8 protein-coding genes and 2 pseudogenes are annotated in these 14,857 nt (G+C 68.9%); 8 read left to right on the plus strand and 2 right to left on the minus strand.

Annotated elements, in window-relative coordinates; translation table 11 throughout:
- The first annotated feature begins 95 nt into the window (after positions 1-95).
- The 3 genes and pseudogenes from FZ025_RS20970 to FZ025_RS20975 form a co-directional block, all read left to right on the plus strand.
- Entirely contained in the window at positions 96-1,496 is a 1,401-nt protein-coding gene (locus FZ025_RS20970; RefSeq protein WP_046978744.1) for a trypsin-like serine peptidase, read from the plus strand.
- 136 nt (positions 1,497-1,632) lie between these two features.
- The gene (locus tag FZ025_RS21930; RefSeq protein WP_164914505.1) at positions 1,633-1,785 is read left to right on the plus strand and encodes a hypothetical protein; all 153 of its coding nucleotides are present in this window, start codon (positions 1,633-1,635) and stop codon (positions 1,783-1,785) included.
- A 339-nt stretch (positions 1,786-2,124) separates the two neighbouring features.
- A pseudogene (locus FZ025_RS20975) lies at positions 2,125-2,283 on the plus strand (pyridoxamine 5'-phosphate oxidase family protein); the annotation flags it as partial.
- Between the two features lie 542 nt (positions 2,284-2,825).
- Here the strand turns inward: FZ025_RS20975 and FZ025_RS20980 are convergent.
- A complete protein-coding gene (locus FZ025_RS20980; protein WP_046978742.1) occupies positions 2,826-6,500 on the minus strand; it encodes a methylmalonyl-CoA mutase family protein in 3,675 nt (1,224 codons plus the stop codon).
- 528 nt (positions 6,501-7,028) lie between these two features.
- Between FZ025_RS20980 and FZ025_RS20985 the strand changes: the two genes are divergently transcribed.
- Positions 7,029-8,129 (plus strand): Glu/Leu/Phe/Val dehydrogenase dimerization domain-containing protein, encoded by a 1,101-nt coding sequence (locus FZ025_RS20985; RefSeq protein ID WP_046978741.1) that lies wholly within the window; start codon positions 7,029-7,031, stop codon positions 8,127-8,129.
- A 192-nt stretch (positions 8,130-8,321) separates the two neighbouring features.
- Here FZ025_RS20985 and FZ025_RS20990 read toward each other — a convergent pair.
- Positions 8,322-10,501, minus strand: a pseudogene (locus FZ025_RS20990) (autotransporter outer membrane beta-barrel domain-containing protein); the annotation flags it as partial.
- A 147-nt stretch (positions 10,502-10,648) separates the two neighbouring features.
- On the opposite strand from FZ025_RS20990, the gene FZ025_RS20995 reads away from it, so the two are divergent.
- The 4 genes from FZ025_RS20995 (at position 10,649) to FZ025_RS21010 (ending at position 14,775) form a co-directional block, all read left to right on the plus strand.
- A complete protein-coding gene (locus FZ025_RS20995) occupies positions 10,649-11,824 on the plus strand; it encodes a thiolase family protein (protein WP_046978740.1) in 1,176 nt (391 codons plus the stop codon).
- 123 nt (positions 11,825-11,947) lie between these two features.
- Positions 11,948-12,289: a hypothetical protein gene (locus tag FZ025_RS21000; RefSeq protein WP_046978739.1), complete on the plus strand. Its 342-nt coding sequence runs from the start codon at positions 11,948-11,950 to the stop codon at positions 12,287-12,289.
- Between the two features lie 205 nt (positions 12,290-12,494).
- Positions 12,495-12,854 (plus strand): hypothetical protein, encoded by a 360-nt coding sequence (locus FZ025_RS21005; RefSeq protein ID WP_046978738.1) that lies wholly within the window; start codon positions 12,495-12,497, stop codon positions 12,852-12,854.
- 211 nt (positions 12,855-13,065) lie between these two features.
- Positions 13,066-14,775, plus strand: coding sequence for a diguanylate cyclase (locus FZ025_RS21010; protein ID WP_046978737.1), 1,710 nt, complete (start codon positions 13,066-13,068; stop codon positions 14,773-14,775).
- Positions 14,776-14,857: the final 82 nt, after the last annotated feature.

A 14,857-nucleotide genomic window follows, 5' to 3' on the forward strand; every position in this document is an offset into this window, starting at 1 on the left:
GGCGCCCGTAGCCTCGGCATGCACCGTGGAAATGGGTGCAACGGCATCCGGCCCCTGCCGGATGGTCCAGTCGTCTTCTAGCAAAAGGAAGCTCCATGAATCGCAAGAACGCGTTGTATCTGGCCTTGCTTGCCAGCATCTCCGGCTTTTCCCCCGTCGCCCTGGCCGCCAATCCCCCCGCGGCCGAGATGGACTCCGCTCCGGTCGAAGCCCGCCCCAACGCCGCCGCGCTCGGCGGCGCCGAACTGCGCAGCCTCGCCACCAGTAGCGCGCATGCGCCGCAGCTGATCGAACTAGGTGCTCCCGACAGCGCCCAGGCCGCGACGATGAAGCAGCTGCGCGGCCAGCAGGTCAAGCATGGCCAGCCGCTGCAGATCGGCTTCTCCCGCAACGTCGCCAAGCCGGCGATCGACCTGCGCCGGCTCAGTTGGCAGAGCCTGCCCAGCGGCGCGCAGGTCACCAGCTTCGAAATCCTCTCCACCGACGCGGCCGCGCTGCGTGCGGCATTGCAGCTCAGCGGCAGCGGCGCGCAGCCGGGCGATCCGAGCAAGGCCACGCTGCGCTTCGCCGGCGACGACGGCCGCGTGTTCGAACAGAGCGGCGCCGACTTCGCCGGCAGCGAACCGGGCTGGTCGGCGGCGGTGTCCGGCTCGCGTCTGGTGGTGGAGATCGAATTGCCGGCCGGCCAGTATCCGCAGGGTTTCGCGCTGAAGATCCCGCAGGTCTCGCATATGGACATCCATCCCGTCGCCAACGAGGAAATGATGCGGCCGATGATCGGCGAGAGCGATTCGTGCGAGCGCGACATCGTCTGCCGCGCCAGCCCCAGCAGCGGCTTCACCTCGGTCGCCAAGTCGGTGGCGCGGATGTTGTTCAGCACCGGCGGCGACTCCTACCTGTGCACCGGCACCCTGCTCAACAACAGCAACTCGCCGAAGAAGTACCTGGTCTGGACCGCGGCGCACTGCATCAGCACCCAGACCGTGGCCAACACCCTGCAGACCTACTGGTTCTACGACGCCACCACCTGCAACGGCTCCACGGTCAGCTCGTCCTATACCACACTCAGCGGCGGCGCCTATTTGCGCCATACCAACACCACCCGCGACACCTCGCTGCTGGAACTGAAGACCGCCCCGCCCAGCGGCGCGTTCTACGCCGGCTGGAGCAGTTCGGCGATCGGCTCCACCGGCACCGCGATCGAGGGCATCCACCATCCCGCCGGCGACGTGAAGAAGTACTCGCTGGGCAGCGTCACCGCGCTGTCGTCCTCGATCGACGGCAAGTCGCCGCTGTACAAGGTGGTGTGGAACACCGGCGTCACCGAAGGCGGCTCCTCCGGCTCGGGCCTGTTCACCGTCAACAGCAGCGGCGCCTATCAGCTGCGCGGCGGCCTGTACGGCGGCAGCTCGTACTGCAGCGCGCCCAGCGACCCGGACTACTACTCGCGCTTCTCCGACGTGTATTCGAGCATCCAGTCCTACCTGAGCCCGTAAGCCGAGGCCCGGGAGGGCCGTACTCGCGGATCTGGACAGGCCACGCCGCGCGCGTGGCCTGTCCGTATGGCCCGCCACTGCCCCGGCGCGCAGGGGTTACACTGGGGGCCCCATCTCACACACGGCAGGCATCCACTTGGCAAAGCCCAACTACTCCTTCGAGAAACGTCAGCGCGAAATCGCCAAGAAGAAACAGCAGGACGAGAAGGACGCGCGCAAGCGCGAAGCGCGCGAGGCGGCCAAGGCCGCAGCGGACGCCGAAGCGAAGACGCCCGACAGCGGCAACTGAGCAGCGCCGGCGGAACCGGCTCCGCACCGGCTCCCGCCAACGCGTGCCGCTTCGCATGCCGACGGCCGCCCGACATGCCGGTCTGTCGATGGCCGACAGCGCATGGACCGAGCGGCCGCGCGACGAAGTGCCGAGGCACCGAATGCCACCCGCTCGCTGCAGCGCCGCAGCGCTCGACCCGCGCGGGTCGTCGATGCTGCGCGAGCGCGAAACGCTACCGATCTGTCGGCCATGCCGAGCGCAAGGACTGCGCGCAGGCCAGGCGCTGCGTGGCGCCGGCGGACGGCGCGGACGCCGCCGGGAGCGGCAGCCGCGCTGTGTCCCGGGCAACAACATCAAGGCAAGGACGATCCCACGCTGGCGCTGCTGCGCCTGGATCCGGACCATGCGCAAATCTGGCTCAACGGCTCCAGCCTGGTGGCCGGCATCAAGGTGCTGCTGGGCATCGACCCCAGGCGCGATTATCAGGACAAGGTCGCGGACGTGCCGCTGCGCTGAGCGGCACCCTGCAGCGCTGCGCAAAGCGGTTGGCGCTGCCGCGCTTCGCGTGGTGGCGCCGGACCCGGCTGGCGCACCAGTCATCATCGTCATCAAAAGAAACCGTTATCCGCGCGCCTGCTGTCTGTTGCGTTGCCGTACGTCGCCCTGCGCTTCAATCGCCTGCCACCGTGCTTCAGCGCGCGCCGGGATCGCGCTGTCGCTCGTACAGGGGCCAACATGTCGGCAGCCGCCAGCGCGCGCTTGCTGCGCAGTGAGCGCGCTACAGGCGCTGCTCCAGCACCGCGACCGTGTCGAACAGCGGCCCTGCAGTGCCCTCCTCGCTCGGCGCCACGGCGCCGGCCGTGGCCGCGCAAGCCATCCGCAGCAGTAGCGATCCCCATGCCTTCCTCCGCCGCCCCGTTCGTCGATGCGCAGCTATGAGCCACCTCAGGCAGCGCCGGCGCCACAGCGGTGCGCGGGACCGCGGCAAGCGGCGCACGGCATAGGCCGCAGGCACCGTCAGCGCCCGCGCCGCAGCCGCCATTGGCCACTGCCGACGGCTACATGTTGCGCCGGTATTCGCCGCCCACCTCGTACAAGGCGTGGCTGATCTGGCCCAGGCTGTGGGTCTTCACCGCCTGCATCAGCGCGGCGAAGACGTTGCGGCGCTCGCGCGCGGCACGCTGCAGATAACCGAGGCCCGCCGCATCGCCAGGCGCCGGCGTGCCGGCCGCTTCGGCCGGTTCCGCTTGCAGCGGCTGCGCCGGCGCAATGCCGTTGCGGCGCTGCTGCCAGTCGCGCACGTTGGCGATCTGCTGGCCCTTCTCTTCCTCGGTGGAGCGGATCAGCTCGATCTGGGTCGCGGTCTCGCCGGCGTGCTGCTTGGGCAGGAAGGTATTGACCCCGACCAGCGGCAGGCTGCCGTCGTGCTTCTTGTGCTCGTAGTACAGGCTCTCTTCCTGGATCTTGCCGCGCTGGTACATGGTGTCCATCGCGCCAAGCACGCCGCCGCGTTCGCTGATCGCCTCGAATTCCTTGTACACCGCCTCCTCCACCAGGTCAGTGAGCTGCTCGACGATGAAGCTGCCCTGCCACGGGTTCTCGCAGAAGTTCAGCCCCAGCTCCTTGTTGATGATCATCTGGATCGCCACCGCGCGGCGCACGCTCTCCTCGGTCGGGGTGGTGATCGCCTCGTCGTAGGCATTGGTGTGCAGGCTGTTGCAGTTGTCGAACAGCGCGTACAGCGCCTGCAGCGTGGTGCGGATGTCGTTGAACTGGATCTCCTGCGCATGCAGCGAGCGGCCGGAGGTCTGGATGTGGTACTTCATCATCTGGCTGCGCTCGTTGCCGCCGTAGCGCTCGCGCATCGCCCGCGCCCAGATGCGCCGCGCCACGCGGCCGATCGCGGTGTACTCCGGATCCATGCCATTGCTGAAGAAGAAGCTCAGGTTGGGCGCGAAATCGTCGATGCGCATGCCGCGCGCCAGGTAGTACTCGACGATGGTGAAACCGTTGCTCAGGGTGAAGGCGAGCTGGCTGATCGGGTTCGCGCCGGCCTCGGCGATGTGGTAACCGGAGATCGACACCGAATAGAAGTTGCGCACCTTCTGCTCGACGAAATACTGCTGGATGTCGCCCATCATGCGCAGCGCGAACTCGGTGCTGAAGATGCAGGTGTTCTGCGCCTGGTCTTCCTTGAGGATGTCGGCCTGCACCGTGCCGCGCACGCTGGACAGGGTCTGCGCCTTGATCTGCGCATAGGTCTGTGCGTCGACCAACTGATCGCCGCTGACGCCGAGCAAGGCCAGGCCCAGGCCCAGGCCGTCGTTGCTCGGCGGCAGTTCGCCGTGATAGCGCGGCCGCTGCCGGCCCTCGAACAAGGTCTCCAGGGTCTGCTCGGCCTGCGCCCAGCGCTGCGCATCGGCCTTGAGGTATTTCTCCACCTGCTGGTCGATGGCGGTGTTCATGAACATCGCCAGGATCATCGGTGCCGGGCCGTTGATGGTCATCGACACGCTGGTGGTCGGCGCGCACAGGTCGAAGCCGGAGTACAGCTTCTTCATGTCGTCCAGGGTGGGAATATTGACCCCGGAATTGCCGATCTTGCCGTAGATGTCCGGGCGCGGCGCCGGGTCCTCGCCATACAGGGTGACGCTGTCGAAGGCGGTGGACAGGCGCGCGGCCGGCTGGCCCACGCTCAGATAGTGGAAGCGGCGATTGGTGCGCTCCGGCGTGCCTTCGCCGGCGAACATGCGGATCGGATCCTCGCCGGCGCGGCGGTACGGATACACGCCGCCGGTGTACGGATAGCTGCCCGGCAGGTTCTCCTTGCCGAGGAAGGTCAGCAGTTCGCCCCAACTCTTGTAGCGCGGCGCGGCGATCTTCGGGATCGGCTGGTGGCTCAGCGACTGGCGGTAGTTCTCCACGCGAATCGCCTTGCCGCGCACCTCGTACTCGGTGACCGGGTCGGTGATCGACTTCAGCCGCTGCGGCCACTCGCGCAGCAGCTTCAGCGACTCGCTGGACAGCGACTGCAGCGCATCGTTGTAGCGTTGGCGCAACAGCAGCAGAGTCGCATCGACGGCGATGCCGGCCATGGCAGGCGCGTCAGCGGCGCGAGCGGGTGGCTGCAGCTCTTCGGCTGGGTAAAGTTCCAACTGCTTCGGCAACTGCGGATCCTGCAGTTCGTGCAGCGCTTGCCAGAACGACTGCGCGCGATCGGCGGCCTCGGCCTGGCGCTCGACGCCGGCGTTGAGCGCGCGGCCCTGTTCGGCGATCTCGGCCAGGTAGCGCACGCGCGCGCCGGGGATCAGCACGGTGGCGCGCGGTTCCTTCAGCGTGGTGTCCAGCTGCGGCTGGAAATCGCAATGCGGCGACGGCGCGGCGCGACGGGCGGCGTCGGCCGTTTCGGTTCCAGCGCCGGACGCATCGAGACCTAGCTTCGCGCGCAACAGCCGGCACAGGTTGACGAACATCCAGCTGATGCCGGGATCGTTGAACTGGCTGGCGATGGTCGGATACACCGGCACCGCCTCGTCCTCGAGCTGGAACGCGACGCGATTGCGCCGCCATTGCTTGCGCACGTCGCGCAGCGCGTCCTCGGCGCCGCGCCGGTCGTACTTGTTCAGCACCACCAGTTCGGCGAAGTCGAGCATGTCGATCTTTTCCAGCTGGCTCGGCGCGCCGTAGTCGCTGGTCATCACGTACACCGGAAAATCGACCAGATCGACGATCTCCGAATCGCTCTGGCCGATGCCGGCGGTCTCCACGATCACCAGGTCGTAGCCGATGCCTTTCAGGAATGCGATGCAGTCCTTCAGCACCCGGTTGGTGGCCGCATGCTGGCGCCGCGTAGCCATCGAGCGCATGTACACGCGCGGGCTGCGCAAGGCGTTCATGCGGATGCGGTCGCCGAGCAGCGCGCCGCCGGTGCGGCGCCGGCTCGGGTCCACCGACACCACCGCGATGCGCATCTGCGGGAAGCCGGCCAGGAAGCGGTTGAGCAGTTCGTCGGTGACCGACGACTTGCCGGCGCCACCGGTGCCGGTCAGGCCGACGACCGGCGCTGCGCGCCGCTCGCGGGACGCGGGACCGGGGACTCGGGACTCGGAATTGCCCGACAGGCCGGATTGCCACTGCTTGCGCAGCAGCGCCAGCTCGGACTCGGAAAACACACCATCCTCGAGCGCCGACAACACCTTGCCGATGCCGATCTCATCGTCGATGCCCGGAAGCGAGGCGCCGGCCTGTTCCGGGTCCCGAGTTCCCGGTCCCGCGTCCCGCGCGCGCGCAGCGCGCGCCACCACATCCTCGATCATCTCCACCAGGCCCATCTTCATGCCGTCGTTGGGGTGGTAGATGCGCTCCACGCCGTAGGCCTGCAGTTCGGCGATCTCCTCCGGGGTGATGGTGCCGCCACCGCCGCCGAACACCCGCACATGGCCGGCGCCGCGTTCGCGCAGCATGTCCACCATGTACTTGAAATACTCGACGTGGCCGCCCTGGTAGGACGACAGCGCGATCGCGTCGGCGTCCTCCTGCAGCGCCGCGCGCACCACGTCCTCGACGCTGCGGTTGTGGCCGAGATGGATCACCTCCGCGCCCTGCGCCTGGATCAGCCGGCGCATGATGTTGATCGCCGCATCGTGGCCGTCGAACAGGCTGGCAGCGGTGACGAAGCGCAGCGGGCTGGTGTCGGCCTGCGGCAGCGGCACGCGGGACGCGGGAATGCTCATCGAGAAGACATCGGCAAGAGAATGCCGCGATTCTAGGCGCGCCGCGCAGCGCGGGCAGGTTGCGCTGCAACATGCGGCGGCGCAGCGCGTCAACAGCGGCGGCGCCTGTCGCATTTGCGTGGGCGGCGGCGCACCGCCGATGTCCTGGAGAATCGCCTGTCCCTTCGTCCTTTGTTGCGGGCCTCCCTGCTCGGCAGCGCGCGCGCCGGCGGCATGCTGGCCGCACCCGCGCAAGCACGCCCGGTGGTGGAACTGTCGGTGCAGACCGCAGCGCGCTGGCCATGCGGCGGCGGCACGACAGCCGCAGCGCCCCTTCCCGCGTCGCAAAAGGTACCGAGATGCCCGCGACGCATGGCTCGGCGCCAAGGCCGCGGAGGCTGCGCGGCACACCGACAATTGCTTTAAAATGCGCCCATCGCGACGATCAGGACCCGTTCCGGAACCCGTCGCGTTTTTCGTTTTACGCCTCTCACTAGGAAGTTCCTGGAACCTAAGGTGTCCTACACCTGCAACGCCAGCGGAGCCCCCATGCTTTTCGAAACGCTAGCCACCACCGGCCACGAACAAGTCGTCTTCTGCCACAACCGCGACGTGGGCCTGCAGGCGATCATCGCCATCCACAACACCGTGCTCGGCCCCGCGCTGGGCGGCGTGCGCATGCGCCCCTATCCCGACACCGAGGCCGCGCTGCACGACGCGCTGCGGCTCAGCCGCACGATGACCTACAAGAACGCGCTGGCCGGGCTGAACATCGGCGGCGGCAAGGCGGTGATCATCGGCGACCCCAAGGCCGACAAGTCCGAGGCGCTGTTCCGCGCCTTCGGCCGCTACGTGGATTCGCTGGGCGGGCGCTACATCACCGCCGAGGACGTGGGCACCGACGTCAACGACATGGAGCAGATCTACCTGGAGACCGAATACGTCACCGGCGTGCACCAGGTGCACGGCGGCTCCGGCGATCCGGCCCCGTTTACCGCCTACGGCGCGCTGCAGGCGCTGATGGCCGCGCTGCAGCGCAAGCTCGGCCACGAGGAAATCGGCAAGGCCAGCATCGCCGTGCAGGGCCTCGGCCACATCGGCATGGAGCTGGTGAAACTGCTGAAGGAACGCGGCGCCAAGCTGTACGTCACCGATCTGGACCAGGCGCTGGTCGAACGTGCGGTCGCCGAATACGGCGCCGAGGCGGTCAAGCCGGAGGAGATCTACGACGTGGCCGCCGACGTGCTGGCGCCGTGCGCGCTGGAAAGCGCGATCGACGAGGCCACCCTGCCGCGGCTGAAGGCGAAGATCATCTGCGGTACCGCCAACAACCAGCTGGCCAATGCCGCAGTGGGCGAAGAATTGCATCGCCGCGGCATCCTCTACGCCCCGGACTACGCGGTCAACGCCGGCGGGGTGATGAACGTGTCGCTGGAGATCGACGGCTACAACCGCGAACGCGCGATGCGCCTGATCCGCAGCCTGTACCACAACCTCGGCAAGATCTTTGACCTGTCCGAGCGCGACAACATCCCGCCGCAGCAGGCTGCCGACCGCATCGCCGAAGCGCGCATGCACGCCATCGGCAAGCTCAAGCTGCCGCTGGGCCGCACCGCCCCGCGCTCGATGGGGCATCTGCGCGGCGAGTAGGCGAGCGCAGAGCAGAAGCTCCCGACGCCCAGCGCGTCGGGACTGAAGTCCCTCCCACAAAAGCCGGCACGGCATCGCCAGGCCAAATGCTTCTGTGGGAGCGGCTTCAGCCGCGACGAACGAAGACCGGATCCTGCCGCAGTCCAAAAGCATCGGGGCCGAAGCCTCCCCTGCAAAAAACCACGGCCTGGCTCAGAACCCCAGCCGATACCGCAGCGACAGCGCATGATCGTCGCCGCGCGGGCCGAAGCGCCGGTCGTAGCCGATGCCCAGCGCACTGCTGTTCCAGCGCCGGTCCAGGCTCGCTCCGACCAGCCCGCCCGAACGCGCAGGCTGCAGATCCACCAGCGGCGCCCACGCGTCCACGCCGACGAAGCTGGCCTGGCGCTGCAAGCCCTGCGCGGCCAGGGTCTGCTGCCATTCGGCATAGCCTTGCAGCGACCAACCTTGGCGGCCGTAGCCGGCACGCACACCGGCCAAGGCCTGGCTGCGCGAGGAAGAAGCCGCAGCGGCCATCAGTCCGAAGCCGTCGCCGCCCTGCTCGCGGAAGCCGTCGCTGTCGATGCGGCTGTAATCGGCGCCGGCATACGGAGTCAGCGATGCCTTGCCGCACCCGACGCGGTAGCCGACCTCCATGCTGGCGGACAGGAAGCGCCCGGCGTAGCGGCTGGACGCGTCGGCGACGGTATCGCCGAGCAGCAGGCTGCGGTCGAGCTGCCGCCGGTACTGCCCGGCGCCCAGCTGCGCCAGCGCATAGGCATTGCCGGCGACCGCACCGAGATAGGCCTGGCCCTGCACCTGGCGATCGCGGCTGTGGTCCAGGCCGCCGTCGCCGCCACCGTCGGCGCGGGTCTCGCCGAAGGCGAAGCCGGCCACCGCGTGCTCGCCCAGGCGCAGATCCTGGCCCATCATCCAGCCGTCGAGCTGGAACTGGCTGCCGGCGAAGCTGCCCTGCCCGGTGTCGCCCAGGCGCTGGCTCCATGCGCCGATCGCACGCGGTTGCGCGATCAGGCTGTCGAAGCGGCCGGACAGCGCGCGCCGCTGCAGGTTGATCGTGTCGAAGGTCATCGCCGTGGCCGCCGCGTGCGCCTCGCCGGACAGGCTGCGCAGCGTCGCCGCCGCCGCGGCCGCGCTCGGCGACTGCTGCACCGCGCCGGCCGCCTTCAACAGCGACCCATCGACCGCCGCCGGATCCCGGCTCAGTTGCGCGTCCAGTTGCGCGAACGCCGCGTCCACTCGCGTGGCGGAGGCAAGCGTGGCGGCAGTGATGCTGCCAAAGCTCGCCGCCGTGGCGGTGACGCTGAGCGCCTGCACGGTGATCGAGGCGCTGCTGCTGTCGTAGGACAGCGACGAGGTCAGGAACACGTTCGACGGCGTGGTCACCGAAGCGAAGGTGCCGCCTAGCCCGCCGCTGGTTTCGAGCACCTTGTAGGCGGTGTTGTCGACCACGTAGTCGCGCTTGCCGAGCACGTACAGCGCGCCGCCCTGCAGCGTCGCGGTGCCGGTCACCGCGAGCTTGTCGCCGACCAGCAAGGCCAGCCGGCCAGTGCTGTCCTGCACGTAGTTGCCGCTCAGGCTCAGCGTCGCGGTGCCGACCTGGAAGGTGCCGGAATTGCTGACGTTGCCGCGTAGCGGCCCGGTGCCGATGAAGGTGGCGCCGTTGCTGATGGCGACGTTGGAGTCCAGGCTGGCTGCGCTGAGCGTGCCGGCCTGCACCCGGGTAGCGCCGCTGTAGCTGTTCTGGGTACCGCTCAGGGTCAAGCTGCCGCTGCCCTGCTTGATCAGGCCGCCGCTGCCGGCGATGTCGTTGGCCCAGGTCGAGCTGCCGCTGAAGGACACGCTGACGTCGCCCCAGTCGAACCGGGCCGGCCCCAGCACCGCCTTGCCGACATCGAGCAGGCCGTAGCCAAAGGTGGCATCCACCCCGGGCGTGCCCAGGTCGGTGGCGGTACCGAGCAGCGTCTGCCGCAGCAGGTCGTTGCTGAAATAGGGAAACGCCTGCCACACCAGCGCCGCCGCGCCGGACACCAGCGGCGCGGCGTAGGAGGTGCCGCTGCCGTAGTAGTAGTCCGGGTTGGCGGTGGAGGTGGTCGCCTTGGGATCGACGAACACCGCCGTGCCCGGCGCCACGTTCATCAGCTTGACTCCGGCGCTGATCAGGTCCTGGTGGACAGAGGCCAGGCCCAGCGCGCCGCTGGCCTGGTTGCCCTCGCCGCTGCCGTCGTCGTCGGGCGAGGGTCGCCGATGATGCGCGCCGACACGATCTGCGCGCCGGGCGCGATGCCGCCGGGCCATGCACCCACCGCCTTGCCCGCGGCCAGCTGCGCGACCGTGGTGCCGTGACCGTCGACATCGTCCACGTTGACGTTGTTTGGTTAGCGGCCGCAACGCGGCGGCCTGAATCGACACGGATCTACACCGGAATTCGGCCCCCGCCACGATCCCCGCCAGCGCACCGCGATTGGCAGAAGCGGCGCCGAGGCAGATAATCGGCAATCAGTCTTTCACAAGGGTTTGCCATGACCGAGATCGTGATCGCCGCCGCCAAGCGCACCGCCATCGGCGCCTTCCTGGGCCAGTTCACCGGCGTGCCCACGCCGGAACTCGGCGCCGCCGCCATCCGCGCCGCGCTGGAGCAGTCCGGCATCCCCGCCGCCGACGTGTCGGAGGTGATCATGGGCTGCGTGCTGCCGGCCAACCTCGGCCAGGCGCCGGCGCGCCAGGCCGCGCGCGCGGCCGGCGTGCCCGACGCCACCGGCGCCACCACGATCAACAAGGTCTGCGGCTCGGGCATGAAGGCGATCATGTTCGGCCACGACCTGATCAAGGCCGGCTCGGCCAGCATCGTCGTCGCCGGCGGCATGGAATCGATGAGCAACGCCCCGCACCTGCTGCCGAATTCGCGCACCGGCAACCGCTACGGCAACTTCCAGGCGGTCGATCACATGGCCTGGGACGGCCTGACCAACCCCGACGACGGCCAGGCCATGGGCGTGTTCGGCGAGGCCACCGCGGAGAAGTTCGGCTTCAGCCGCCAGGACCAGGACGCCTATGCGATCGCGTCGGTGACCCGCGCGCAGGCCGCGCAGCGCGACGGCGCCTTCGATGCGGAGATCGTTCCGGTGCGCGTGGCCACCCGCAAGGGCGAGGTGGTGTACGCCAGCGACGAGCAGCCCGGCAAGTCCGACATCGCCAAGATTCCCACGCTGAAACCGGCGTTCAAGAAGGACGGCACGGTCACCGCCGCCAGTTCCTCCAGCATCTCCGACGGCGCCGCCGCCACGGTGCTGCTCAGCGCCGACGATGCCGCCCGCCGCGGCATCGCGCCGCTGGCACGGATCGCTGGCCACGCGACCTTCTCGCAGGCGCCGGAATGGTTCACCACCGCCCCGGTCGGCGCGATCAAGAAACTGCTCGAGCAGGTCGGCTGGAGCCTGGACCAGGTCGATCTGTTCGAGATCAACGAAGCGTTCGCGGTGGTGCCGATGGTGCCGATCAAGGAGCTCGGGCTGGACCCGGCCAAGGTCAACGTCAACGGCGGCGCCTGCGCGCTCGGCCATCCGATCGGCGCATCCGGCGCGCGGCTGGTGGTGACATTGCTAAACGCGTTGCGCATGCGCGGCGGACGCCGCGGAATCGCGACCCTGTGCATCGGCGGCGGCGAAGCGACGGCAATCGCCATCGAATTGATTTGATTGGGATTAACCCTTGAAACACAAAAATGAATGCGCGTGCGCTTGACAGCCGACTTTGGCTTGTCATCATGTTGAGGGCGCGCAACAGCGCGTTGCCTAACTAAACGACGAGGATAGACACACATGAGCATCAACAAGCTGCTGATCGCAATGGCCCTGGGCCTGGCCCTGGCCGCGTGCTCGAAGCAGGAGCAGGCGCAGGACGCCGCTGCGTCGGCTAACGAAGCTGCCACCGACGCGCAGGCTGCTGCCGACCAGGCTTCGGCCGCCGGTGCCGCCACCGCCGATTCCGCCCAGGCTGCTGCCGACACGGCCGCTACCGCCGCCAACACCGCTGCCGACGCTTCGGCCGCTGCTGCCGCTGCTCCGACCGATGCCGCTGCCGACAAGGCTGCCGACACCGCCAAGGCGGCTGACGACACCGCCGACAAGGCCAAGGACACTGCCGAAGAAGCCAAGAAGTAATCCCTTCTCGCTTCAGGCACGTCTGAAGAAGCCGCTGGTTCGCCAGCGGCTTTTTCTTTGCCTGCGATCCGATGGGCCGGCTGCAGCATCGCGGCCGTCGGGCCGGCATTCCTGAACGCCGTCCCGCGCCGGTCGCCGGCATTGACGCGCAGTGCATGCGCGTCCGCCTAGGCTGCGCCGCATTACCCAGCAACGGAGAACGCGCATGAACAAGACCCCGATCGCGGCAGCGGCACTGCTGGGCGCGCTGGCGCTGGCCGCCTGCCAAGGCCCGGAAGCGCAGCAGGCGCAGCGCGACGCCAAGGTCGCCGCCGAGCAGGCCGGCGAAGCGGCCAAGGAAGCCGCCGAGCAGGCCGCGCAGACCGGCCGCGAAGTCGCCGCCGACGCCCGCGACGCCGCGCATCGCGCCGCCAACTCCGAAGCCGTGCAGGATGCCTCGGCGGCCGCCAAGGAAGCCGCGGCCGATGCCACCGAGGCCACCGCCAGCGCGGCGCGGAAGCTCGCCGACAAGGCGCGCGAGAACGCCCACCAGGATCCGCACAACGGCGACCGCGAAAAGCACTGAGGCCATGCCCGCCGCACCCGTGCTCGGCGCGGGATGCAGCGGATGGCGTGGCGCCGCCGCGTCCCGCGCGGCCATGCCAGCCACGCCAGCCATGCAAGTCCGGCACCCGCCGCACCCTGCGATGCCGCAAGCTCGCAGCGCCACGGCGTGAACCAGGACTCTTTTTTCATGCCAAGGCTCGGCCGATCCGCTCCCTGGTTACACTGTCCCCATGCCGACATTCCACCGCGTGCGGATCAGAACCCGCCTGGCGCTTCTGTTCTCCGCCCTGGTCTTCGTCTTGATCGGGTTCGGGGTGTTCTCCGGTGCGCAGCGTTCGATTTCCGACGCGGCACGCGTGGCCCGTACCCATCAGGTGCTGCGCAGCATCGACGAAGTGCAGTCGACCCTGCTGCAAGCCGAGACCGGGGCGCGCGGCTATGAGCTCACCGGCAACCAGGCCTACCTGAGCAACTACCGCGACAGCGCCGAACGCGTGCCGCTGCACCTGGCGCAACTGCGTGCACTGGTCGCCGACAACCCGGTGCAGACCGCGAACATGGACAACCTGCAGCGCCTGGTACAGGCACGGCTGGCGCAGATGCAGCAGATGCTCGACGTCTACCAGCGCGATGGCTTGGCCACGCTGCAGCGCGCGATGGCGCCGAGCGTGTTCAAGGACTCCAGCGCGATCCGCGATCACGTGCAGCAGATGACCGAGCTGGAGCAACAGCTGCTGCAGAGCCGCGACCGCTCCAACCAGCGCAGTTCCGATCTGCTGCTGGCCCTGGCCCTGGCCGGCATCCCGTTCGGCCTGGGCAGCGTGTGCGTGGTCTATGCGTTGCTGTTCCGCGAGCTGCGCAGCCGCAGCAGCGCCGAGCAGGCCGCCTCGGTCGCCAACGACAAACTGGCCGCCAGCGTCCAGGACCTGGAGCGCACCAGCGCCGACCTCAACGCGCTCAGCCGCTACACCGGCCTGCTGCAGAGCTGCGTGGACCCCAAGGAAGCGCTGGCGGTGACCGCGCGCCTGCTCGCCGCGCTCATGCCCGACGCCGGCGGCAGCGTGTACCTGCTGCGCGCGTCCAGGGATCGTGCCGAGTCCATCGTCGCCTGGGGCCAGGCGCCGGTGCGCAGCGAGCCGACGGTGGCACCGGAGGAGTGCTGGGCGCTGCGCCGTGACAAGGCGCATTTCGTGCACGCACTGCGCCACGACTCCGCCTGCGCGCATCTGCTCGACGATCCGCAGGCCGCCGGCGCCAGCAGCGCCTGCATTCCGTTGTCGGCGCAGGGCACGCAGCTGGGCTTCGTGTTCCTTGCCGGTCCCGGCACCGGGCCGCTGCCGCGCATCGCCATCGCCGAGGCTGCGGCCGAGCAGCTGTCGCTGGCGCTGAGCAACCTGCGCCTGCGCGAATCGCTGCGCCTGCAGTCGATCCGCGACCCGCTCACTGGCCTGTTCAACCGCCGCTACCTGGAGGAGTCGCTGAACCACGAACTGGCGCGCTGCGCGCGCCGTTCGATGCCGCTGTCGCTGCTGATGCTGGACGTGGACCACTTCAAGCACTTCAACGATCTGCATGGCCACGGCGGCGGCGACAGCCTGCTCGCCGCGGTCGGGCAGATGCTGGCGTCGCGGCTGCGCGGCGAGGACATCGCCTGCCGCTACGGCGGCGAGGAGTTCACCGTGATCCTGCCGGAAACCGATGCGGCCACCGGGCTGGCGATCGCCGAACAGCTGCGCAACGCCGCGCAACAGATCGGCACCACGCTGGATGGCAAGGCGCTGCCGGGGGTGACGGTCTCGATCGGGCTGGCCAGCTATTCGCGCGACGGCGTGGTCGCCACCACCCTGCTGCGCAAGGCCGATGCGGCGCTGTACCGGGCCAAGCGCAGCGGCCGCAACCAGGTGCAGCAGTTCGACCCGGTGCTGGACGGGATGGGTTGATCGCCCCGTCGCGACGCGCCGAGCGCACTTTAGAGATGACTGTCACAAAAAATACGCAGTAGAGCGGCGATAGTCGGGTTTC

It is taken from the genome of Xanthomonas hyacinthi, from assembly GCF_009769165.1.
Taxonomy (GTDB): Bacteria; Pseudomonadota; Gammaproteobacteria; order Xanthomonadales; family Xanthomonadaceae; genus Xanthomonas_A; species Xanthomonas_A hyacinthi.

Excerpts from the sequence above, each read along its gene's own strand:
- FZ025_RS21000 (WP_046978739.1), top strand. The coding sequence starts at position 11,948 with ATGAGCATCAACAAGCTGCTGATCGCAATGGCCCTGGGCCTGGCCCTG.
- FZ025_RS21005 (WP_046978738.1), top strand. The coding sequence starts at position 12,495 with ATGAACAAGACCCCGATCGCGGCAGCGGCACTGCTGGGCGCGCTGGCG.
- FZ025_RS20980 (WP_046978742.1), bottom strand. The coding sequence starts at position 6,500 with ATGAGCATTCCCGCGTCCCGCGTGCCGCTGCCGCAGGCCGACACCAGC.
- FZ025_RS21010 (WP_046978737.1), top strand. The coding sequence starts at position 13,066 with ATGCCGACATTCCACCGCGTGCGGATCAGAACCCGCCTGGCGCTTCTG.
- FZ025_RS20985 (WP_046978741.1), top strand. The coding sequence starts at position 7,029 with ATGCTTTTCGAAACGCTAGCCACCACCGGCCACGAACAAGTCGTCTTC.
- FZ025_RS20995 (WP_046978740.1), top strand. The coding sequence starts at position 10,649 with ATGACCGAGATCGTGATCGCCGCCGCCAAGCGCACCGCCATCGGCGCC.
- FZ025_RS20970 (WP_046978744.1), top strand. The coding sequence starts at position 96 with ATGAATCGCAAGAACGCGTTGTATCTGGCCTTGCTTGCCAGCATCTCC.